This is a genomic window from Pseudomonas sp. P9_35 (genome assembly GCF_034008205.1).
Classification (GTDB): Bacteria; Pseudomonadota; Gammaproteobacteria; order Pseudomonadales; family Pseudomonadaceae; genus Aquipseudomonas; species Aquipseudomonas kilonensis.
This window is the reverse complement of sequence record NZ_CP125373.1, coordinates 4,553,233-4,576,557: the sequence shown is the minus strand read 5'-3', so window position 1 is coordinate 4,576,557 and position 23,325 is coordinate 4,553,233. Positions and strand designations below refer to the sequence as shown.

General features: G+C 63.2%; 15 protein-coding genes and 1 rRNA gene (1 of these 16 only partly in view). 7 read left to right on the top strand and 9 right to left on the bottom strand.

Features of this window, described 5'->3' with window-relative positions:
* Positions 1-102: 102 nt before the first annotated feature.
* Positions 103-218 (top strand): 5S ribosomal RNA (rrf, locus tag QMK47_RS19990).
* Positions 219-337: 119 nt separating this feature from the next.
* Here the strand turns inward: rrf and QMK47_RS19985 are convergent.
* Positions 338-739 carry a lysozyme inhibitor LprI family protein gene (locus QMK47_RS19985; protein ID WP_320389208.1) on the bottom strand — a complete coding sequence of 134 codons (402 nt, stop codon included), beginning with the start codon at positions 737-739 and terminating at the stop codon, positions 338-340.
* Positions 740-881: 142 nt separating this feature from the next.
* Between QMK47_RS19985 and QMK47_RS19980 the strand changes: the two genes are divergently transcribed.
* Positions 882-1,340 (top strand): SRPBCC family protein, encoded by a 459-nt coding sequence (locus tag QMK47_RS19980; protein ID WP_003204010.1) that lies wholly within the window; start codon positions 882-884, stop codon positions 1,338-1,340.
* A gap of 515 nt (positions 1,341-1,855) precedes the next feature.
* Here the strand turns inward: QMK47_RS19980 and QMK47_RS19975 are convergent.
* A complete protein-coding gene (locus QMK47_RS19975) occupies positions 1,856-2,803 on the bottom strand; it encodes an AraC family transcriptional regulator (protein ID WP_320389207.1) in 948 nt (315 codons plus the stop codon).
* A 201-nt stretch (positions 2,804-3,004) separates the two neighbouring features.
* Here QMK47_RS19975 and QMK47_RS19970 point away from each other — a divergent pair, with 201 nt between their 5' ends.
* Positions 3,005-3,742 (top strand): SDR family oxidoreductase, encoded by a 738-nt coding sequence (locus QMK47_RS19970; protein WP_320389206.1) that lies wholly within the window; start codon positions 3,005-3,007, stop codon positions 3,740-3,742.
* 214 nt (positions 3,743-3,956) lie between these two features.
* Here QMK47_RS19970 and inhA read toward each other — a convergent pair whose 3' ends face one another.
* On the bottom strand, positions 3,957-4,643 hold the full coding sequence (gene inhA, locus QMK47_RS19965) for an isonitrile hydratase (protein WP_024616043.1): 687 nt from the start codon (positions 4,641-4,643) through the stop codon (positions 3,957-3,959).
* 99 nt (positions 4,644-4,742) lie between these two features.
* Between inhA and QMK47_RS19960 the strand changes: the two genes are divergently transcribed.
* Positions 4,743-5,735, top strand: a complete 993-nt coding sequence (locus QMK47_RS19960; protein ID WP_230153680.1) for a GlxA family transcriptional regulator — start codon at positions 4,743-4,745, stop codon at positions 5,733-5,735.
* Here the strand turns inward: QMK47_RS19960 and QMK47_RS19955 are convergent.
* Positions 5,704-6,606 (bottom strand): alpha/beta fold hydrolase, encoded by a 903-nt coding sequence (locus tag QMK47_RS19955; RefSeq protein ID WP_258688894.1) that lies wholly within the window; start codon positions 6,604-6,606, stop codon positions 5,704-5,706. The genes QMK47_RS19960 and QMK47_RS19955 overlap by 32 nt on opposite strands.
* Before the next feature lie 28 nt (positions 6,607-6,634).
* Complete coding sequence (locus QMK47_RS19950; protein ID WP_253476667.1) at positions 6,635-7,012, bottom strand: hypothetical protein; 378 nt, start codon at positions 7,010-7,012, stop codon at positions 6,635-6,637.
* A gap of 564 nt (positions 7,013-7,576) precedes the next feature.
* Between QMK47_RS19950 and QMK47_RS19945 the strand changes: the two genes are divergently transcribed.
* Complete coding sequence (locus tag QMK47_RS19945) at positions 7,577-7,942, top strand: DUF6124 family protein (protein WP_320389205.1); 366 nt, start codon at positions 7,577-7,579, stop codon at positions 7,940-7,942.
* A 145-nt stretch (positions 7,943-8,087) separates the two neighbouring features.
* Here QMK47_RS19945 and QMK47_RS19940 read toward each other — a convergent pair whose 3' ends face one another.
* The 4 genes from QMK47_RS19940 to tam form a co-directional block, all read right to left on the bottom strand.
* Complete coding sequence (locus QMK47_RS19940; protein WP_258688892.1) at positions 8,088-9,911, bottom strand: glycoside hydrolase family 15 protein; 1,824 nt, start codon at positions 9,909-9,911, stop codon at positions 8,088-8,090.
* Positions 9,904-10,704, bottom strand: coding sequence for an SDR family oxidoreductase (locus QMK47_RS19935; protein ID WP_258688891.1), 801 nt, complete (start codon positions 10,702-10,704; stop codon positions 9,904-9,906). Before QMK47_RS19935 ends, QMK47_RS19940 begins: the two co-directional genes overlap by 8 nt.
* Positions 10,705-10,947: 243 nt before the next feature.
* Complete coding sequence (locus QMK47_RS19930; RefSeq protein WP_320389204.1) at positions 10,948-12,081, bottom strand: cupin-like domain-containing protein; 1,134 nt, start codon at positions 12,079-12,081, stop codon at positions 10,948-10,950.
* A 91-nt stretch (positions 12,082-12,172) separates the two neighbouring features.
* Positions 12,173-12,943 (bottom strand): trans-aconitate 2-methyltransferase, encoded by a 771-nt coding sequence (gene tam / locus QMK47_RS19925; protein ID WP_258688889.1) that lies wholly within the window; start codon positions 12,941-12,943, stop codon positions 12,173-12,175.
* 200 nt (positions 12,944-13,143) lie between these two features.
* Between tam and QMK47_RS19920 the strand changes: the two genes are divergently transcribed.
* Together QMK47_RS19920 and QMK47_RS19915 are read left to right on the top strand one after the other, a co-directional pair.
* Positions 13,144-13,878 carry a thioesterase II family protein gene (locus QMK47_RS19920; protein WP_253476655.1) on the top strand — a complete coding sequence of 245 codons (735 nt, stop codon included), beginning with the start codon at positions 13,144-13,146 and terminating at the stop codon, positions 13,876-13,878.
* Between the two features lie 279 nt (positions 13,879-14,157).
* A protein-coding gene (locus QMK47_RS19915; RefSeq protein ID WP_320389203.1) for a non-ribosomal peptide synthase/polyketide synthase crosses the window boundary here: on the top strand, positions 14,158-23,325 show its 5' portion. It continues 3,366 nt past the right edge of the window; the window shows 9,168 of its 12,534 coding nt (coding positions 1-9,168); its start codon is at positions 14,158-14,160; its stop codon lies beyond the right edge, outside the window.

Here is a 23,325-nt window from a genome sequence, read left to right as displayed (position 1 = left end):
GACGAAACGAACCGAAAGTTCGAATCTCACAAAACACCGAAACTATCACATACCCAATTTGCTGAAGCGAGGCCAAATGGCCGCGACTCAGTACCCGAATTTCTTGACGACCATAGAGCATTGGAACCACCTGATCCCATCCCGAACTCAGCAGTGAAACGATGCATCGCCGATGGTAGTGTGGGGTTTCCCCATGTGAGAGTAGGTCATCGTCAAGATTAAATTCCGAAACCCCTATCTGCTGATGCAGGTAGGGGTTTTGTTTTTGTCCGCAATAAAAAGCTTTGGCCAAAAAAAGGATGACCTGTAGAGGTCATCCTTTTTTGCATCCGGGCCCTTAAGCCTCGGGTACTGGGCAGCTCAGATCCCCTTCCTTGCACTTGAGATAGGTCTTGAATGCCTCGACCCGGGCTTTAGTCTGGGCGGTGATGCAGTTGCTGTAGATCAGCGGGTAGACGCTACCGCCCTCGACCCCGGAGGCGGAGAAATTGCATTCGGCATCACGGAAACCTATCCAGGCACGCTGCGCCTTGACCAGCATCTGCTTGGCCTGCGGGTTGTCCTTCAGGCGTGCTGTGATCTGCTTGTACAAGCTGTTCAGCTCGTTGTCGGCGGCCTTGTTTTCTTTGGCTGCGCATTGGTTCATTTCGCCTTGAGTGGTGGCGTCGGCGCAGTCGTCGGCCTGGGCAACAGTGACGAAAAGCAGCGGCATCAGGGTCAGAAGCAAGCGCAGGGACATGTTCGGTCTCTCCTCGAGGGGGTTGAAAACGCCGGGTGAGTTTACATCGCTCCATGCAGTTTTAAAGAAGGCGATCCTGATACAACTTTCTGGTTGGCCTTGTGGTCTTACAAGCCTACTGTTGAAACACAGGAGGTGACCCATGCATTCATCCGACCGCATTGAAAGAAAGATCCTGCTCAAGGCTCCGCGCTCTCATGTCTGGCGAGCCCTGGCCAATGCCGAAGCTTTCGGCCAATGGTTCGGTGTCGCCCTTGAGGGGAAACGGTTTGTGGCAGGGGAGCGTACCCAGGGGCAAATCACTTATCCAGGTTACGAGCATCTCATCTGGGACGTAGCGGTGGAGCGGGTGGAGCCTGAGCGGGTGTTCTCGTTTCGCTGGCATCCTTACGCTGTCGAGCCGCAGGTGGATTACTCTCAAGAGTCCGAAACCCGGGTGCTATTCGAACTTGAAGACATGGATGGCGGTACCTTGCTCAAAGTCGTGGAGTCGGGTTTCAACAACATTCCCGAGGCTCGCCGGCTCAAGGCTTTTCGCATGGACAGTCGTGGCTGGGACGAGCAGATGGCCAATATTGAAGCCTTCCTGAGCAAGTCTTGACGGGGACTGCTGAGGGGCTAAGGGTTTTCGGAAGGGCGGTATAGCGAATGTCTTACACGAGATGGTAGCTATGTCGTCTATTTCGTTTTGGATCCGAGGCGTAATCTGGACTCATCCACTGAAGCACAGGAAGTGCTCAGGATCAGGGACGATCGACCTTGCAAGGAAAGCTATCGACAGGGAGTCGTAATGGTCTTGGAAAAACCCGCTTCGGCGGGTTTTTTTTCGCCCGCAAAAATCTGAAAGGGTCCTATAGCGAAACGCTTACACGTCGTTGCTGCTTTCTCGTCTTTTTCCCAGATACCGATGGGCCTAATCTATGTTCATCCACTGGGTACAGGGAGTGCTCGGGGTCATGGATGATTGGACCAGGCATGGAATGCCGGACAGGGAGTCAAATTGGTCCTCAAAAAACCCGCCTAGGCGGGTTTTTTTTCGTCTGCGAAAAAGTGGCCTGATCATACCAGGCGCCGGGTCATGGTGCGGTCGGAACCATCGGCAGCGAGAGTCTAGGATCAGGCGCTACTGGCTTGCAGCGCCTGGGCCCGCAAACGAGCGATGTCCTTGCTCGGGGAGGCGCCAAATAGACGGCTGTATTCACGGCTGAACTGCGAAGGGCTTTCATACCCCATCTTGTAGCCAATTGACGAAACGTCGCTGTTCTCCGCCAATAGTAACCGTCGGGCTTCCTGCAAGCGCAGTTGTTTCTGGTATTGCAGCGGGCTCATGGCGGTCACGGCTTTGAAGCGGTGGTGCAGCGCCGAAGGGCTGAGATTGATCATTTGTGCCAGGCTGTCGATGCTCAGCGGTTCGGCGTAATGGGTATTGAGCCATTCGATGGCACGGCTGATGCGATGGGTCTGGGTGTCGGGAATGGCGATTTCGTGCAAGCGCTGGCCTTGGGCGCCACGCAGCAGCCGATAGAAAATCTCCTGTTGGGCCAACGGCGCGAGGGTGGCGATATCGTCCGGGCTGTCCAACAGCCGCAGTAAGCGCAACAGCGCGTCGAGCAATGGCGTATCAATGCGATCCAGGAATAGCCCGCGCCCGGCTCTTTCGGCCGGCACGCCGATAGGGCTGGCGTCGGCAATCAGGCGGCAGATCTGTGCCGGGTCGATGTCGAGGCGGATGCACAAGTAGGGGCGCTCGGGGCTGGCTTCAATCACCTGGCCGGCCAGCGGCAGGGTCACCGAGACGACCAGGTAATTGAGCGGGTCATACACGTAGCATTCGTCCGCCAGGCGCACTTCCTTGCGCCCCTCGATAATCACGCATAAACCAGGTTTGTGCACGGTGTGCAGGGCTTCGGTCGGCTGGTCGCTACGGATCAGGTGCAAGGCCTCGATGGCCGTAGGGTGAACGCCGTATTCCGGTGCAAAGCGCTTCATCAGGCTCGCCAGTTCGGCACGGCGCTGGCTGACGCCGTCGTCTGGCGCAATGTGGATGGACGTGGATACCGACATGCCGATCAATCTCCCAGGCCAAATTGAGTGGACCGAGCTAGTAAAGCCGATTGCGCGGCTGTCGGCCAGAGTCGGTTTTATCGCCACAGGATCGTGCAAGTGCGCAGGAGGATCCGGCTAACCCAGGCCGTGGTCGGTTCCCTAATCTGGACCTGTCAAAACGCTCCCACCGGGGCAACACATCCAGACGAGGGAACCATCATGTCCGATATTCAAAACAAAGTAGTGGTCATCACTGGCGCCAGCAGCGGGATTGGTGAAGCGGCGGCGCGGTTGCTCGCGGCTCGCGGTGCCCGTGTCGTGCTTGGCGCCCGGCGCATCGATCGTCTGCAAACACTGGTGCAGGAACTCGAAACCGCCGGCCAGCAGGCGGTCTGCAAAGCGGTGGACGTGACCCGCCGCGAGGATGTCCAGCAGTTGATCGACTTTGCTGTCGAGCGATTCGGTCGGGTCGACGTGATCATCAACAATGCCGGGGTCATGCCGCTCTCCAAGCTCGAGGCGCTGAAAGTCGAGGAGTGGGACCGCATGATCGACGTCAACATCCGTGGTGTGCTGCACGGTATCGCCGCCGGCCTGCCGTTGATGCAGCGCCAGCGCAGCGGCCAGTTCATCAACATCGCGTCCATCGGTGCCTACGCCGTCAGCCCGACTGCCGCCGTGTATTGCGCGACCAAGTACGCTGTGCGGGCGATTTCCGAGGGCTTGCGCCAGGAAGTCGGGGGTGATGTTCGGGTGACGGTGATTTCCCCCGGCGTGACCGAATCGGAACTGGCCGAGAGCATTTCCGATGAAGGTGGTCGTGCCGAAATGCGCGAGTTCCGCAGGATCTCCATTCCGGCCGAAGCCATCGCCCGGGCGATCGCCTACGCCATCGAACAACCAGCGGATGTGGACGTCAGCGAACTGATCGTGCGCCCCACTGCCAGCCCGTTTTGAATCGAGTTGACCCGACAGGAGACCGCTCATGAGCGAGTGGTATCGCATGAGGGAAACCTGAGCTCTGTGGCAGGCCCAGCTGTGTGGGAGCAAGGCTTGCCCGCGATAGAGGCGATGCGGTCTTTCCAGAAATAGAGGCGCCTGTTTCGCGAGCAAGCTTTGCTCCCACAGCACAACACAGCACAGCACAGCAGTGCCTGGCTGGGGCTTATCGTTACGCCCGCTCCAACCGCGCCGCAGCTCGCTGAGCGATCTGCGAGCGCACCCGGAACGACTCTGCGGTACGCCGGTGGGCTTCTTCCAGGACGCGCGTCGGCGCGGTGTCGGGGCTGCCGGCGTTGAACGGCGGGGCAGGGGCGTATTCGAGCTGCAGCTGGACCAGTTCGGCGGTGTCCTGGTCGAACAGTTCGGCCGCCAGGGTCAAGGCAAAATCGATCCCGGCCGTGATGCCGCCACCGGTGAGCAGGTTGCCATCGCGGACCACGCGATCCTTGACCGGTGTCGCGCCCAAGGTTTGCAGCAGGCTGTGATAGGCCCAATGGGTGGTGGCGCGCTTGCCTTGCAACAGGCCCGCCGCACCGAGCACCAGCGAACCGGTGCACACGGACGTGATGTATTTCGCCTCGGCGGCCTGCCGCTTGATGAAGGCCAACGTCTGCTCGTCTTCCATCAGGGGCCCGACGCCGGTCCCGCCGGGAACGCAGATCACGTCGAGCTTCGGGCAGTCCTCGAACGTGGTGGTGGGTAGCAACACCAGCCCAGTGCTGGCAGTGACCGGCGCCAGGTCCTTCCAGATCAGGTGGACCTTCACGTCTGGCAACGAGGCCAGTACGTCATAAGGGCCGGTCAGGTCCAACTGCTGGACTTGGGGGAATAACAGCAAACCGATCTGCAGCGTCATGTCGCGTGCTCCTTTGGATGATGCCCGAGGGGTGGACGGTTTTACTTTAGATCCGTAGGCTCTGGCGTATACGCCAATAAACCCACGAATCACGCCAATATGCCCAACCCACCGAAAACCGTTCATGTACTGGCCTTCGCCAACGTGCAAGTGCTGGATGTCACCGGGCCCCTGCAGGTGTTTGCCTCAGCCAACGACCTGGCCCGCCAGCAAGGCCTGCCGTTGCCCTACACGCCGACAGTCATCGCTGTGGGGGGCGGGGCGGTGATGTCCTCGGCAGGGTTGGCGCTGTTAGCCGAGCCGCTGCCGAGCGAAGGCAGCGACACGCTGTTGATCGCTGGTGGCTGGGGCGTGTACGAAGCGGCGAAGGATCCGGCGCTGGTGGCCTGGGTCAAGGAGCACGGCCTGCGTTCGCGAAGGGTGGCGTCGGTGTGCACCGGGGCGTTCCTGCTGGCCGCCAGCGGTTGGCTGGACGGGCGACGCGTGGTGACGCACTGGACCCGCTGCGAACAACTGGCCGAGCAGCATCCGCAGTTGCGGGTCGAACCCAACCCGATTTTCATCAACGACGGTCCGGTCTGGACCTCGGCCGGGGTCACGGCCGGCATCGACCTGGCCTTGGCGCTAGTGGAGGAAGACCTGGGCCGCGCGGTGGCGCTGGAAGTCGCCCGGCACCTGGTGGTGTTCCTCAAGCGGCCTGGCGGGCAATCGCAGTTCAGCGTGACGTTGTCGCTGCAAAAGCAGGGCAGTCGGTTTGATGACCTGCATGCCTGGATCGCTGAAAACCTCACCCGTGACCTGGGCCTGTCGAGCCTGGCCGCCGAGGTCGGCATGAGCGAACGCAGCTTTGTGCGGCACTACCGCGCCGACACCGGCCAGACCCCGGCGCGGGCGGTGGAGTTGATTCGCGTGGAAACCGCTCGCCGCCTGTTGTCCGACACCGCTGTGTCGATCAAGCGGGTGGCGGTGCAATGTGGCTTCGGCAGTGAGGAAACCTTGCGCCGCAGCTTTTTGCGGGCCATGGGGGTAACGCCACAGGCCTATCGCGAGCGGTTCGCCGTCAGCCCTCAAGCAGATCCAGCAATGCCTTGAGCGTGGCCTCGGGGGCTTCCTGTGGGATGTTGTGGCCGACACCGGCCAGCACGCGGCGCTCGTAAAAACCTGTGAAATGTTCGGCGTCTTCATCATGTTCCGGCGCTGGCCCCACGCCGTCGTCGGCGCCGCACAGGGAAATGCTCGGCACGCTGATGGCCGGTTGTGCCGCCAGCCGTTCCTCCATCCACTCCAGCGTCGGGTCGCCCGGTGCGTACATGAAGCGATGGCGGTAGGAGTGGATCACCACGTCGACGAAGTCCGGGTTGTCGAACGACGCAGCACTGAGGGGATACCGTTCGGCGCCACGTTTCCAGGTCGGTGACCACAGGCGCCAGAGCAACTCACACAGTTCACGTCGGTTCCGGGTCAGGCCCTCGACGCCCCGCGCCGTGTGGAAATAGTACTGGTACCACAGGCGATGTTCGGTTTCCGAGTCCAGCGGCTGCGTGGAACGGGGAATGTCCTGCAGGTTGTAGCCGTCGCCAGTCACCAGGCAGCGAACGCGCTCGGGCCACAGCGCCGCGACGATACACGCCGCCCGACCGCCCCAGTCGTAGCCGCACAGCGCGGCCTGGGGGATGGAGAGTGCGTGCATCAGGTCCAGCAGGTCCTGCGCCAGTGCCGCTTGCTGGCCGGAGCGCAGGATGGCCGGGTTGTTGAACCGGGTCGGGCCGTAGCCGCGCAGGTAGGGCACGATGACCCAATATCCACGCTCGGCCAGGGCTGGTGCGACTTCATCGAAAGCCCTGGGGTCGTAAGGAAAGCCGTGCAGCAGGATGACGGGCTCGCCGCTGGCGGGACCGTGTTCTTCGTAGGCGATGCGCAACAGCGGCGTCACGGCGAAGTTGACCTTGGGATCGAGGTTCATGTTGGCCTCCGGCATTGCTCGGTTGCGGTCAGGCGGGTTCCTGGTTCACGTATTTGGCCCGATCCGGCGTGAACGTCACGATCATGTTCGTGCTGGAGCAGGTGAGGGTGCGCTCCTGGGTCAAGTCGATGTCCAGGTCTTCACCGCGCAGGCCCTGCCATTGGGCGAGGTACTTGAGACAGCCGAATTTTTCGCTTTTCTTCAGGCTGCGGCTGACGCCACCTTTCCAGCCCAGTACCGGCAACTCACCGGCCAGGCAGCGCTGCGCCAGTTCGGGAAACTTCACCGCGCGGTCGCGGCCGATTTCCCAGCATTTGATCAGGCCCCGGTCCTGGCCCTCCCAGAGGTCTTCGCGGGTAAGGCCTCTTCGGGGTGGGGTGGTGATGGGGCGTTTGATATGGGTCATGTCAGGTCCTTGAGTCGGGTTTTTATCGGGCAGCTCCGCTGCACCCGTGAGAGCATCGATCTTAGGAGGGGTTTGGGGGGCTGGCAACTCGAAACGGGACGTAACGATAAATGGGAAGCGGGTACTGCAATGCTCTTGTGGCGAGGGAGCTTGCTCCCGCTGGGTTGCGAAGCGACCCCAAGATTTTTGCGCCTGCTGCGCAGTCGAGCGGGAGCAAGCTCCCTCGCCACGGGGTTGTGTTCCTACAAAAAAATAGGTGAACCGGAATTTTCTGACGAGTCGCGGCGGTTGCCGGTTAGGAAATAGCGGGGATAGGCTTTGCTCGTCGCTGCAAAATCAGCGACCGGGTTTGGTCACCCGTCCAATGTCAGGCGCACACGCGCCAACCTCAGCATGTCGGCGCTTTTTTGCGTGCTTGTCGGTATGCTTTGCGGTGGGCTGTGCGCGGGGCACTTTCGAGTGCGCCGGGTGCCTGACTTCCCGGTTGACCAACCTGCGTATAGCCCACCACCCTCGTTTGGTCACGAGGAGGGGTGAGCTCAACTTCAAGTCAGGAGTTTCACAATGGTCAAGATCACCCCCAACCCTCCACGCGCCGAAGACCTCTCTGCCTACACCACCCTCGATACAAAAAAGCTCCGCGAAGCCGCCGACCGGGCGCTGAATATCCATTTGTCGCCCACGTCGCCCAAACCCGACACCCAGGACGGCCAGGTTTTCACCGTGGTCCCCGGCCTCAACACCGAATCGGTGCTGACCACCCTCAGCGAAACCCTGGCCTCGGCCGATGCGCTGGTCAGTGACCTGGGGTTCGATCTGGAGGGTTCTCGGCGGCATGTTGCGCTGGGGATTCAGCAACTGATCGAGCTGGCCAGGTTGTTGGCCAACCGTGCGTTGGATGACCTCGAATTGGCCGATTCAACGCAATAGCCAGCACACCGCTTTCCCTGTGGCGAGGGAGCTTGCTCCCGCTGGGTTGCGAAGCGACCCCAAGATTTTTGCGCCTGCTGCGCAGTCGAGCGGGAGCAAGCTCCCTCGCCACAGGGACTGTGCCCAGTCTGAAGGGCAACTCAGTTCACGGCTGCCAATGAGTTTTCTCCCCGCTCAACTTGCGATCCAGGAAGCTCGCCGCGCTGATCAGCGCAAGATGGGTCAGGGCTTGGGGAGTGTTGCCCAGGTGGTAGCCGTGGCTGTCGAATTCTTCGGCGTACAGCCCCAGCGGGTTGGCGTAGCGCAGCAGTTGTTCGAACTCCAGCTGGGCTTTTTCCACGCGGCCGGCGCGGGCCAGGCATTCGACGTACCAGAATGAGCAGGCCGCGAATGAGCCTTCGATGCCGCTGAGGCCGTCGATGGGGCTGTCGTCGTTGCGGTAGCGATAGACCATGCCGTCGCGCACCAGGTTTTTTTCGATGGCATCGAGTGTCGAGAGCCAGCGCGGGTCGCGGGCGCTGACGAAGCGCACCAGCGGCATCAACAGCATCGAGCCGTCCAGGGCGCTGCTGCCCAGGCGCTGGATGAAGTGCTGGTGTTCGTCGTTCCAGAAGTTCGTCCAGATGTCCTGGTAGATGGCCTGGCGCGTCTCGTCCCAGCGGGCGAACGGGGCGGGCAGGGAGCGTTTTTCGGCCAGGCGGATGGCGCGATCCACGGCGACCCAACACATGAGCCGCGAATGCAGGAAATGCTGTTTGTCGCCGCGCATTTCCCAGATACCCACATCCTTGTCCTGCCAGACCTTGCACACTTGGTCGACCACCTCGACGGTGTGTTTCCAGCCTTGATGGGAGATGGCTTCGCCGTATTTGTTGACCAGGTACACCGCGTCCATCAGCTCGCCGAAAATGTCCAACTGCACCTGTTTGTAGGCCAGGTTGCCGATGCGCACCGGTCGGGCGTTGCCGAAGCCACTCAGGTGCGGCAGTTCGGTTTCCGGCAGTTCCAGCCTGCCGTCCAGACCGTAGAGAATATTGAGTTTGGTCGGCTGATCGCAGCAGTCGCTGACCCGGCCGCGCAGCCAGCGCATGTAGGCGTTGGCTTCTTCGACGAAGCCCAGGCGCATGAACGCATAGACGGTAAAGGAAGAGTCGCGGATCCAGGTGTAGCGATAATCCCAGTTGCGTTCGCCGCCGCGGGTTTCCGGCAGGCCGAAGGTGGCGGCGGCGAGGATGGCGCCGTGCTTGCGCGAGGTCAGCAGCTTCAGCGCCAGGGCCGAGCGGTTGACCACTTCCCGCCAGCGGCCCCGGTAGGTGGACTGGCCGATCCAGCCGCGCCAGAACGCCAGGGTGCGTTCCAGGCAAATCGCGCTGACATCGTCCTGAAGGCGCGGGTCGTCGATGCCACCCAGCAAGAATTCGGCGCTCTGGCCCTGCGCCAGGGTGAACTCGGCCACCGCCGCATTGCCGTCCAGCGTCATGGGCTGATCGGAGCATAAGCGTAGGCTCGGTTGTCCCGGCGCCTCGAAACAGATGTGGGCAGCGTCCTGGCGCGCAGTGGTGGCGGCCCGGGCGTAGTCATGCCGCACGGCGCAGCGCATGCGAAACGTCGCGCTGCCGACGGTCATGTGCACCTTGCGCATCAGCACCGGCAAATCATCCTCGCTGTCGCCAATGGGCAGCAGGTCGGTGACTTCCACCACGGCACCGTCGCTCAGCCAGCGGGTTTGCAGCACGTTGGTGTCGGGCAGGTAGATCTGCTGGCGGCGGGCATTCGGCAGGTCTGGCGCGAGTTGGAAAATGCCCGCTTCGGGCGTATCCAGCAGCGAACAGAAGATCGACGGGCTGTCGAATTCCGGCCAGCAGAAAAAATCTATGCTGCCTTGGTCATTGACCAGCGCGGCGCTGCGCATGTCGCCAATGATGCCGTGGTTCTCGATGGGGCTTTGTGGTTCGTCATGATCAGCCATTGCCGCGAAACCCCGGATAAAGGCTCATCCCGCCATCGATGAACAGCGTGGTGCCCACCACATAATCGGACAAGTCCGAGGCCAGCCAGACCACCGCGTTGGCGACGTCCTCCACATCGCCGACGCGACCGTAAGGAATCAGCTCCAGCAGTTTCTGTTCCTGCTCGCCCTCGGTGGCGTCCTGGTTGATGGCGGTGCGGATGGCGCCGGGGGCGATGCTGTTGATGCGGATGCGTTGGTGGCTGGTTTCCTGGGCCAGGCTCTGCATCAGCAGATCGACTCCGCCCTTGGACGCGGCGTAATTGGCGTGGCCCGCCCAGGGAATGCGCTGGTGCACCGAACTCATGTGAATGATCTTGCCTGCGGCCCGGGACACGCCCTGGCGAATACCCTGGCGGGTGAAAATCCGCAGGGCGGCGCGAGCACAGAGGAACTGGCCGGTGAGGTTGGTGCCGATCACGGTGTTCCAGTCTTCCAGGCGCATGTCGACGGTGGCGGCGTCTTTTTGCAGGCCGGAGTTGGCGACCAGGATGTCCAGCGCGCCAAACGCTTCGAGGGTCTGGGCGAACAGCCGCTCGACGTCCGGCTCCTTCGACACATCGGCCCCGACGGCGATGGCGCGGCCGCCGGTGGCGTTGATTTCACGGGCCAGTGCTTCGGCCGGGCCGGCGCTGGAGTGGTAGTTGAGTACCACCGCGGCACCCGCGTCTGCCAACGCCCTGGCCGCGCCTGCGCCAATGCCGGAGCTGGCGCCGGTGACCAGGGCAACCTGTCGGGCGAGGGATATCTGCATGGTCTAGCACCTTGAACGGAGGGGCCTTACCTGCTGACTGGTGTGAGGGGGGCAGAGTTCAGTTGGGTGAAGCGGTCTTCATATTCCAGGTCCAAACACAAACCTGTGGCAAGGGGACTGTGGGAGCATAGCTTGCTCGCGAAACAGGCGACTCGATTTCTGAAAGACCGCATTGCCTTCATCGCGGGCAAGCCTTGCTCCCACAATCCTCCAGCCACAAAGAATGTTGCTTCAGGTCGGTTGTTACCAACCCCGCCCCGAACTCACCCAGAAATTCACCGACAACGACGTAGACACCGACTCCACCTGATGGAACCAGCCCTCAGGCAAAAACAGCAAATCCCCAGCTTCCAATGTCACGCGCATGAAGGTCACGTCGCGGGCGTGGGGGAAGCGTTGGTAGTCCGGCGCGTCCGGGTTGAAATCACAGCCGTCCAGCCCGCCTTGGGGCGCCGTGGACCAAGTGCCCAGGGCTTCGCGGTGGTGAGGCGCGGCGAGGGTGAAGGTTTTCTGGCCCCAGACCTGGGCGAACAGGTTGTCGGTGTCGTCGCGGTGCAGCGGCGTCAGGGTGCCCTTGGGGCCGATCCAGATGCGCGGCGGGATGAACAGCGAGGCGTCGAAGTAGGGCGGGTACTTGATCTGCTCCATCAGTTGCGCCGGCAGGATGTTGTTGCCCATGTAGGCCGGTGGTTCGCCGTCGGCGCCCCTGGTCGCCGGGCTGTCGAGGGAGGCGATGAAGTCGGCCATGGACGTGGAGCGGAAATCCCGCTCGGTGGAGAAGGTCTTCTTCACGTAGTCGCCGTGGCGGGTGATGCCTTGCAGCTCGGCAAAATGCACCAGGGATTCTTCGCGGCTGAGCTTGAACAACGGCCAGTCCTGCAAGGCATCGCTGATGACCAGTGGAATGCCGTGGGGTAAATAGCGTGCTTGAAACTCCTGCACCGACAGCCCGCTGCGAGGCCGACGCTCCACGCTGCGTTGGGGCGGCAGGCTGGCGGTGAGTTTTTCGCTGAAGCGCGACGGGGTGGGGTAGCGCTTGTTCATGTCGACCTTTTCCACCACGCCACTGCCATGCCGGGCATGGTCGATGATCTGCGGCAGCAACGTCGCCAGGCCCATGTTGCCGCCGATCTTCAGGCGCCCGCTGGCGAACAGTTCCTCGACATTGGCCAGGCCGGCCATGATCCCGAGGAAGTCCTTTTCCGCCACCTCGATGGTCACGTCAGGGCTGGTGTGACGGCCGGCCTCGGTGCGGCTGCTGGCCTTGACCTCGGACCAGTACGCCTGGTGCGGGCCGAACACGAATTGGAAGACGCCTTCGATACCAACGGCGCCGGCATTGGCGAACAGCTTGCCCAGGATGGTGTGCAGGTCCACGGCGGTCACTCTTGCGGGTTTTTGGTCTTAGCAGGTAACGAGGGCCCGGATCAGAAATTTAGGCCCCGTCGCTGCGTTATCGACCGTCGCCCTAGCGCGTCGCGACCATGAACAACCGGGGAAACGGCAGCAGCACCGTCCCATCGTCCTGGGCTGGATAAGCCTGTTCGATCGCCTTGAGGTACTGCGCCAGGTACTGCTCGCGTTGCGCCTCGTCCAGCGGCTCGAGAAACGGCCGCAAGGCGCTGCCCTTGAACCATTCCACCACGCCTGCGGCACCGCCGGCCAAGGGGTGATGGTAGGTGGTGCGCCACACATCGACGCGGCTGCAGTGGGGCTTGAGGATCGAGTAATAGGTGCTGGCATCCGCCATCTCGGTACGCGAATCAGCCGCCGCGGCCAGTTGGCTGGCCCAAGGCCCGTTGGCGGCGATTTCCCGCATCAAGCGGTGGGAGGGCTGGTGCAGGTTGTCGGGCATCTGGATCGCCAGGCTGCCGCCGGGAGCGAGCTTGCCCACCAGCGAGGGCAGCAGGCTGGCGTGGTCGGGCAGCCATTGCAGCACGGCGTTGGCGAAGATCACGTCGAACGGCCCGGGTTCATCCCATTGGCCGATGTCGGCGGTGTCGAACGTCACGGCGGGCAAGCGTTTGCGTGCGGCGTCGACCATGTCGCTGGAACTGTCCAGGCCGCGCACCGTGGCGCTGTTGAAATGTTCCACCAACAGTTCGGTGGAATTGCCCGGGCCGCACCCCAGGTCGATCACCGAGCGGGCCTGTGTGGGGGGGATGGCGGCGAGCAGGTCCCGGGACGGACGGGTGCGTTCCTGTTCGAAGGTGACGTATTGCTTGGCGGACCAGCTCATGGCGTTCTCCCGTGTGGTGCAGTGATCAAGGTATCGCCAGTATAAGGTCGGGTGGGAAGATGAACCGCGTTATCGTTCATCGCGGGCAAGCCTTGCTCCCACAAGGTGCCGTCATCGCGTAGCGAACGTCACGGTTTTGACTAATTCCATGGGTTACGATTTCGTTATCTTTTCTACACGACCGATCGGAGAAAACCGCAGTGACCCAACTGACCCTGCTGTGCCTGCCTTATTCCGGCGCCAGCGCGATGGTGTACAGCCGCTGGCGGCGCACGTTGCCGCAATGGCTGCACGTGCAACCGGTGGAACTGCCGGGGCGCGGGGCGCGCTTCGACGAGCCGCTGCATACCGACATGGGCCCGTTGGCGATGCAACTGGCGCGGGAGCTGTCCGCGACACTCCAGGCCCCTTACGCCTTGTTCGGCCACAGCCTGGGCGCGCTGCTGGCCTGCGAGATCGGCCATGCCCTGCGTGAGCTCGGCTGCCCGGAACCAGTGGCGCTGTTTGCGTCCGGCACCGCGGCGCCGACGATGCGCGCCGACTATGACCGCGGTTTCGCCGAGCCGAGAACCGACGCTGAACTGATCGAGCAACTGCGCACCCTCAACGGCACCAGCGAAGAGATATTGGCCAATGAAGAGCTGATGGCCCTGACGTTGCCGGTCCTGCGGGCCGACTTCCTGCTGTGTGGACGCTTCCAACCGCGGCAGCGGCCGCTGCTCAACTGTCCGGTGCACGTGTTCGGCGGCACCACCGACAAGGCCACCACGGAGCAACTGATTGGCTGGCGCCAGGAAACCACGGGCAGCTTCTCGGTGGACATGCTGGCCGGTGGGCACTTCTTCATTCATGAGCACGAGGCCAAGGTGCTGCGGCTGATCAAGGATCAGTTGAGCGTGCATCATCGGCGGCATGGGTTGGCCATCAGCGCCTGATCCAAATGCAGCCCCCACAGTGGATGGGGGTGATATACCCCCTTGTGGGAGCGAGCTTGCTCGCGATGGCGTCGTGTCAGTCAACGAACAGCAAGCTGACCCACCGCCATCGCGAGCAAGCTCGCTCCCACATTTAGGGGGCTGCATCCTTCTGAAAATCCCTGTTCTGCCTCCCTTCCTGACACAAATTCTCAAACGCTAATTTTTCCGGTCTGCATTCGTTTTATAGGGACGACTTGCCTTTGTGCCTTGTGCCCACTGATTCCGGATACCCCAGAAATGAATGCTGAAGACGCCTTGAAACTTGCTCGCCGGTTTATCGGGTTGCCCCTGGAAAAGCGCCGGATGTTCCTGGCCGCGCTGGACAAGGAGGGCGTGGAGTTCAGCGGTTTCCCTATCCCTCGGGGCGTCGAGGCCGAGGATCGCCAGGCCTTGTCTTATGCCCAGCAGCGCATGTGGTTTCTCTGGCAGCTGGAGCCGGACAGCGGCGCCTACAACTTGCCGGGAGCGGTGCGGCTAAAGGGCGCGTTGAGCCTGCCGGCGCTGGAGCAAGCTTTCGCCAGCCTGGTGGCCCGTCATGAAACCCTGCGTACGGTGTTCCGGCGCCAGGCCGACGACAGCCTCCTGCAAGTGCCGACCGACGCGCCGTTGGTGATCGAGCACAGGGACTTCAGCGCCATGCCGGCAGCCGAGCGCGAGCAAGCGGTGCGTCGGGCCGCCGAGGAACAATCACTGCGGCCCTTCGACCTGTCCAGCGGCCCCTTGCTGCGGGTCGAACTGCTCAAACTCGATGATCAGGAGCACGTGCTGCTGCTGACCTTGCACCACATCGTCTCCGACGGCTGGTCGATGAACGTGCTGATCGATGAATTCATCCGCTGCTACGACGCCCATGAGGCGGGCGTTGCGCCGCAACTGGCCGACTTGCCGATCCAGTACAGCGACTATGCCCTGTGGCAGCGGCGCTGGCTGGAAGCGGGCGAGCTGCAGCGTCAACTCGATTACTGGCAAGCGCAGCTGGGCGATGAGCATCCGGTGCTGGAGCTGCCGATCGACTATCCGCGCCCGGTGCTGCCGAGCTATCGCGGTCGCCGCCTGGAGCATGTGGTGGACGCCGCGCTGGTCGAGCAACTGCGCGGCGTTGCCCGCCAGCATGGGGTCACGTTGTTCATGCTGCTGCTGGGGACTTTCAATATCCTGCTGCACCGCTATACCGGACAAGACGACTTGCGGGTCGGCGTCCCGATCGCCAACCGCAACCGCCGGGAAATCGAAGGGCTGATCGGTTTCTTCGTCAACACCCAGGTATTGCGGGTGCAACTGGACGGCCAGACTCGCCTCGGCGACCTGTTGCGTGACATCAAGGAAATCGCCCTCGGCGCCCAGGCCCACCAGGATCTGCCCTTCGAACGGTTGGTCGAGGCGCTGAAGCTTGAGCGCAGCCTGAGCTACAACCCATTGTTCCAGGTGATGTACAACCACCAGCCGGAAGTGGCCGACGTCACCACGCTGAAAGTCGGCAGCGGTCTGGAGTTGGGCGTCATCGAGTGGGAAACCCGCAGCACCCAGTTCGACTTGAGCCTGGACACCTACGAAAAGGGCGGGCACTTGCATGCGGCGTTCACCTACGCCAGTGACTTGTTCAACCCCGACACCATCGAGCGCATGGCTCGGCACTGGACGCTGCTATTGCGCAACATCGTCAACGACCCGCAGCAGCGCGTCGGCGAGCTGGCGTTGTTGGCGCCGGCCGACTATCGGCAGGTGGTGACAGAGTGGGCGCGCCACGACACGAGCTGGCCGAGTGAGCGACCGGTGCATGAACTGTTCGAGGCCCAAGCTCAACGTAGCCCGGACGCCGTCGCCTTGATCTGCGATGGACAACGATTGAGCTATGGCCAGCTCAATGCCCGATCCAACCGCCTGGCGCGCACATTGGTGGCGGCGGGGGTCGGTCCTGACGTGCTGGTGGGCATCGCTGTTGACCGGAGCCTGGACCTGGTGGTGGCCATTCTTGCCGTGCTCAAGGCCGGCGGTGCCTACGTGCCGCTGGACCCCCAGTACCCGGTGGATCGCCTTCGATTCATGATCGAAGACAGCGCCAGCCGTTTGCTCCTGAGCCAAAGCCATTTGCTTGAACGACTGCCTGTGCCTGACGGCGTGCGTTGCCTGTGCCTGGATCAGGCCGAGTCCTGGGAAAGCGCCGAGCCAGGCAACCTGCAACGCACGGTGTGGGCCGACAGCCTGGCCTACGTCATGTTCACCTCCGGCTCGACCGGGCGGCCGAAAGGCGTCGGTATCAGTCATGGCGCGCTGAGCAAGCATGCGTTTGCCTCGCAGTACTATTACGGCTTGAACAGCGCCGACTGCGTGCTGCAATTCGCGACGTTCAACTTCGATGCCTTTGGCGAGCAACTGTTCGGCCCGCTGACCTGCGGCGCCTCGGTGGTGCTGCGCGGCAACGAGGTCTGGGACAGCGAAACCCTGTACCGCCAGATCGTCGAGCAGGGCATCACGGTCATGGACTTGACCACCGCCTACTGGAACATGATCGCCAAGGAGTTCGCCGCTGTCGGGCCGCGTGACTATGCGGCGCTGCGTCAGGTGCACAGCGGGGGTGAAGCCATGCCGCCCGAAGGCGTGCAGGCCTGGCGCCGGGCCGGGCTGGAGCAGGTCAAGCTGCTCAACACCTACGGCCCGACCGAAGCCACGGTCACGGCCACCACCCTCGATTGCAGCGATTACGTTTTCAATCGCCGGCCGCTGCCGCTGACCTTGCCCATTGGTCAACCGCTTCCAGGCCGGCATACCTATCTGCTCGATGCGCACCTGGCGCCCACGCCGGTGGGGGTGACCGGGGAGTTGCTGATTGGCGGCGAGCTGCTGGCGCGTGGTTACTTTCAACGCCCGGCCTTGACCGCCGAACGTTTCATCCCCGATCCGTTTTCCACCAGCGGTGCGCGCCTGTATCGCACCGGCGACTTGGCGCGCTTCAATGCCTTGGGCGAAATCGAATACGTGGGCCGCGTTGACCATCAAGTGAAGATCCGCGGCTTGCGCATCGAGCTGGGCGAGGTCGAAGCACGCCTGTTGGAACTGGCGGCGGTCAGTGAAGCCGTCGTACTGGCGGTGCAGGGTGGCAGCAGCTTGCAACTGGTGGGTTATGTGGTGCCCAACGACACTTCGCTGGTGTCGGCCTCGGCTGATGAGCAGGGCGCTGCGCGGGAAACCCTCAAGGCGCAACTCAAGGAGCACCTGCCGGACTACATGGTGCCGACCCAGCTGGTGTTCCTTGCGCAAATGCCATTGAGCCCCAACGGCAAGCTCGACCGCAAGGCCTTGCCGTCAGCGGATGCCAGCCAACTGCAGCAGGCCTATATCGCCCCCCGCAGCGAACTGGAGCGAGGTATCGCGGCCATCTGGCGGGACGTGCTCAAGCTTGAACAAGTTGGCTTGACCGACAACTTTTTCGAGCTGGGTGGCGACTCGATCATCTCGATCCAGGTGGTCAGCCGCTCGCGGCAGGCCGGCATCCATTTCACCCCCCGTGACCTGTTCCAGCATCAAACCGTGCAAGGCCTGGCGAGCGTCGTGCAACAGGGTGGCAGCGGGCTGCAGATCGATCAGGGGCCGGTCAGCGGCGAGCTGCCGTTGCTGCCCATCCAGCAGCTGTTTTTCGAGGACGCCATTGCCCAGCGTCACCACTGGAACCAGGCCGTCTTGTTGCGCAGCCATCTACCGTTGCAGGCCCCGGCGCTGCGGCAGGCCCTCAACGCCGTGTTGGTGCATCACGATGCCTTGCGTTCGCGCTTCGTCGAAACCCCGGCAGGCTGGCGGGCCGAGGTGGCGCCGATGGTGGTCGACCCTGAGTTGTTGTGGACGGCGGACAACCTGAGCGCCGCTGAGCTGCAAGACCTGTGTGCCAAGGCCCAGTGCAGCCTCGACCTGCACAATGGCCCGCTGCTGCGTGCGGTGCTGGCGAGCATGGCCGATGGCAGCCAGCGGCTGTTATTGGCCGTGCACCATCTGGCCGTGGACGGTGTGTCGTGGCGCATCCTGCTGGAAGATCTGCAACGGGCTTATCAACAGGCCAGCGCCGGCGCCGCCATCAAGCTGCCGGCCAAGACCAGCGCCTACAAGGCCTGGGGCGAACATCTGCAGGCCTACGCCAGCACTGAAAACGTTCAGGCCGAACTGACGTTCTGGCAGCAACAACTGCAAGGCGCGGGAGTGGATCTGCCATGGGATAACCCCGAAGGCAGCCGGCAGAGCCGTTACGCCAAAGTGCTGCACAGCCGTCTCGACAAAACCCTCACCCGGCAACTGCTGCAAGAGGCTCCCGCGGCGTATCGCACCCAGGTCAACGACCTGCTGCTGACCGCCCTGGCGCGGGTGATCTGTCGCTGGACCGGCCACGCCGACACCTTGATCCAGCTCGAAGGCCATGGCCGCGAAGAGTTGTTCAAAGGCGTCGATCTGACCCGTACGGTCGGCTGGTTTACCAGCCTGTTCCCCGTGCGGCTGACCCCGGCCGATGGCGTGGGCGCCGCGATCAAGCAGATCAAGGAGCAACTGCGGGCGATCCCGAACAAGGGCATCGGTTTCGGTGTGCTGCGCTACCTCGGCGACGATGCGGCGCAAGCCTGTCTCAAGGCCTTGCCATTGCCATGCATCACCTTCAATTACCTCGGCCAGTTCGACGGCAGTTTCGATGCCCGGGAGGGTGCGCTGTTCAGCCCGGCGGGGGAAAGCGCCGGGCGCGAGCAGAGCCTTGATGCGCCATTGGATAACTGGCTGAGTGTCGAAGGCCAGGTCTACGACGGCGAGCTCGACTTGCGTTGGACGTTCAGCCATGAGCAATTCAACGAGGCGACCATCGCTCGTCTGGCCGATGACTATGCCCGCGAACTGGAAGCGCTGATCGGCCATTGCTGCTCGGCCGCCTCCATGGGCACCACGCCGTCGGACTTCCCGCTGGCGCGCATCACCCAGGCGCAGTTGGACGCGATCCCCGTGCCGGCTGCCGCCATCGAAGACATTTATCCACTGTCGCCGATGCAACAAGGCATGCTGTTTCATACCCTGTACGAACAGGGCACCGGTGCCTACATCAACCAATTGTGCGTGGATGTCGATGGCCTGGACCCCGAGCGTTTCCGCGCGGCGTGGCAGGCGACCCTGGACGCCCATGAGATCCTGCGCAGCGGCTTCATCTGGCAGGGCGAGTTGCAGCAACAGTTGCAGATCATCCACCGCCGTCTGGCGCTGCCCTACACCGTGCTCGATTGGCGCGAACGCCAGGATGTCGCCCTGGCCCTCAAGGATTTCATTGCCGCTGACCTGGCCATGGGGTTCGACCTGACCCAGGCCGGGCTGCTGCGGGTCACGCTGATTCAACTGAGCGATGAGCGTCATCACCTGATCTTTACCAACCACCACATCCTGATGGATGGCTGGAGCAGCGCGCAGATGCTCGGTGAAGTGCTGCAACGTTATGCCGGTCAACAGCCGCCGCGCCCGGTCAGCCGCTATGCCGATTACATCCAATGGTTGCAGCGCCAGGACGCCGCCCTCAGTGAAGCGTTCTGGCGGGGGCAACTGACCGATCTCCAGGAGCCGACGGTACTGGCGAACGCCGCTGCGGCGAGTGGCGAAATGCGCAGCGAAAGCGCTCATGCGCTCAGGCATTACCACCTGGATGCGCCGGGCACTGGCCGTCTCAACGCGTTCGCCCGCCAGCAGAAAGTCACCGTCAACACCCTGGTACAAGCGGCTTGGCTGCTGCTGTTGCAGCGCTATACCGGCAGCGACTGCGTGGCGTTCGGCACTACCGTGGCCGGGCGGCCGGCGGAGCTGGTAGGCATCGAACAACAGGTCGGCCTGTTCATCAACACCTTGCCGGTGATCGCCGGCTCGCGTCCGGACCAGACCGTCGCGGCCTGGCTGGCCGCCGTACAGGCCCGGAACCTGAGCCTGCGCGAGTTCGAGCACACGCCGCTGGCGAGCATCCAACGTTGGGCCGGGCAGGGCGGGGGAGCGCTGTTCGACAGCCTGCTGGTGTTCGAGAACTTCCCGATTTCCGCGGCGTTGCAACACGGCACCGCCCAAGGCGTGGTATTCGGCGAAGTCGCCAACCAGGATCAGACTCACTATCCGCTGACCCTGGGCGTGACCTTGGGCGAGACGCTGGCGCTGCACATGAGTTTCGACCAGGCGCATTTCAGCGTTGCAACCATTGAGCGCTTGAGTGCGCAGCTGCTGCTCCTGCTGGAGCGGTTTGCCGAATCCGCCGAGCGCCGCCTCGGCGAGATCGCCCTGGCCGATGACGAGGAGCACAGGGCGCAACAGGCTGCCAACCACCCGCAGCCCTACCCGACCGACATGGCCGTGCATCAGCGCATCGCCCATCTGGCGGCGCTGAAACCGCACAGTACGGCGGTGATCTTCGACGGCCAGCGCTTCAGCTATGGCGAGATCGACCGGCGGGCCAACCAGTTGGCGCACGCCCTGATTGCCCGTGGCGTGGCCCCGGAAACCCGCGTTGGCGTGGCCCTGCCGCGCAGCGAAGGGGTGATCGTCGCACTGCTGGCGGTGCTCAAGGCCGGCGCGGCCTATGTGCCGCTGGACACCAGCTACCCCCGTGAGCGCCTGGCCTACCTGATCGAGGATTCCGGGCTGGCGCTGTTGCTCACCGACTCCCGGGTGTCGGCGCAATTGCCGCTGAAGGGCGCCGCCCAGGTGCTGGAACTCGATCGCCTGGACCTGAGCCTGCAATCGTCTGATGCACCTTCGATCACCGTCGATCCGCAGAACCTCGCCTACGTCATCTACACCTCCGGTTCCACCGGCAACCCGAAAGGCGTGAGCGTGGCTCACGGTCCGCTGGCGATGCACTGCCAGGCCATCGGCGAACGCTATGAGATGCGCGACAGCGATTGCGAATTCCATTTCATGTCGTTCGCCTTCGACGGTGCCCATGAACGCTGGCTCACCAGCCTGACCCACGGCGCCTCGCTGCTGATTCGCGATGACAGCCTGTGGACCCCGGAGCAGACCTACAACGCCATGGGCGAGCACGGCGTGACGGTGGTGGCGTTCCCGCCGGTGTACCTGCAACAACTGGCCGAACACGCCGAGCGCGAGGGCAACCCGCCGAAGGTGCGCATCTACTGCTTTGGCGGCGATGCGGTGCCCAATGCCAGCTTCGAACGGGTCAAGCGCGCCCTCGACCCGGACTACATCATCAACGGCTACGGCCCGACCGAAACCGTGGTCACGCCGCTGATCTGGAAGGCCGGTCGCGACGTGGCGTGTGGCGCCGCCTATGCGCCCATCGGCAGCCGCATCGGCGACCGCAGCGCCTACGTGCTCGACGCTGACTTGAACCTGCTGCCCCAGGGCATGGCCGGCGAACTGTACCTGGGCGGTACGGGGTTGGCGCGGGGTTACCTGAACCGTCCGGGCCTGACGGCCGAGCGATTTATCGCCGACCCATTCAGCCGCGGCGGCTTGCTCTACCGCACCGGCGACCTGGTGCGCCAACGCGCCGATGGCACTTTCGATTACCTGGACCGCATCGACAACCAGGTGAAAATCCGCGGCTTCCGCATCGAACTGGGTGAAGTCGAAGCCAGCCTGCAAGCCCTTGAAGGCGTGCGCGAAGCGGTTGTCGTAGCCCAGGAAGGTGCTGCTGGCAGCGGCAAGCGCCTGGTGGCCTATGTGGTGGCCGATGAGTCCGTGGGTGATGTGTTTGCCGAGCACTTGCGTGACCAGCTCAAGGCGACCCTGCCGGGACACATGGTCCCGGCTTATCTGCTGCTGCTCGACCGCCTGCCGTTGACCCCCAACGGCAAGCTCGACCGCAAGAACCTGCCCAAGCCCGACGTCAGCCAATTGCAGCAAACCTACGTGGCCCCGCGCAGCGCGCTGGAGCAGCAACTGGCGTCGATCTGGCAGGACGTGCTCAAGCTCGAGCAAGTGGGCCTGCGGGACAACTTCTTCGAACTGGGCGGCGATTCCATCGTCTCGATCCAGGTGGTCAGTCGTGCTCGGTTGGTCGGTATGCACTTCACGCCGAAGGACCTGTTCCAGCACCAGACCATCGAGGCCCTGGCCGCCGTGGTACAGACGGGCGCGCCGCTGCAATTGATCGACCAGCAACCCGCGACCGGCGAAACCGCGCTGCTGCCGATTCATCATTGGTTCTTCACCCAGCCGATCCCCGACCGCCATCACTGGAACCAGTCGGTGATGCTCAAACCGACCCAGGCGTTGGATGCGCAGGCGCTGGAACAGGCCTTGGGCGCACTGGTCGTGCACCACGACAGCTTGCGCCTGGACTTCATCGAGCAGGGCGAACGCTGGACCGCGCGTTACCGTGACGTCGAGGCGCAGGCCGCCGACACGCTGCTCTGGCAAGCCGACGTCGTCGATCTCGCCGCACTGCAAGTGCTGGGCAACCAGGCCCAGCGCAGCCTGCGACTGGCGGGCGGGCCGCTGATCCGCGCGCTGCTGGCGAACCTTGCCGATGGCACGCAGCGGCTATTGCTGATTGTCCATCACCTGGTGGTGGACGGTGTGTCCTGGCGGATACTGTTCGAAGACCTGCAAAGCGCTTATCGGCAGGCCCTGGCCGGTGCGGCGGTGCAACTGCCGGCCAAGACCAGCGCGGTCAACGCCTGGACGGCAGCGTTGCAGGACTATGTCGCCAGCGCACCCGTGCAGGCCGAACTGGGCTTTTGGCAGCAGCAGTTGCACGGCGCTCCGGCGGGCTTGCCGTGGGACAACCCCCAGGGCGGGCAGCAACAGGGCCAAGCCGTGACGATTCGCACGGCACTGGACAAAAACCTCACCCGGCAATTGCTGCAGCAAGCCCCGGCGGCCTATCGCACCCAGGTCAACGACCTGCTGCTGACGGCGCTGGCGCGGGTGATGGTGCGCTGGACCGGCGATGACAGTGTGTGGGTGCAACTCGAAGGCCACGGCCGTGAAGATCTGTTCACCCACGTCGACCTGAGCCGCACCGTAGGCTGGTTCACCAGCCTGTTCCCGGCTCGCTTGACGCCGGTCGCCGAGATGGGCGCCTCGCTGAAGCAGATCAAGGAGCAACTGCGCGCCATCCCCAACAAGGGCATTGGCTTCGGGGCCTTGGCGCACCTGGGCGATGACGCCGCACGTCAAACCCTACAAGCCTTGCCGAAACCGCAACTGACCTTCAATTACCTTGGTCAGTTCGACGGCAGTTTCGATGCGGCCGCCGATGCCTTGTTCGTGCCGACCAAAGAGCGCGGCGGCGAGGAAGTGAACCTGCAAGGTCCGCTGGGCAGCCCGCTGGCCCTTGACGGCCAAGTGTTCGGTGGTGAATTGGACTTGAGCTGGACCTTCAGCGGCGACCTGTTCAATACCGCGACCATCCAGCGCCTGGCCGATGACTACGTGCAAGAGCTC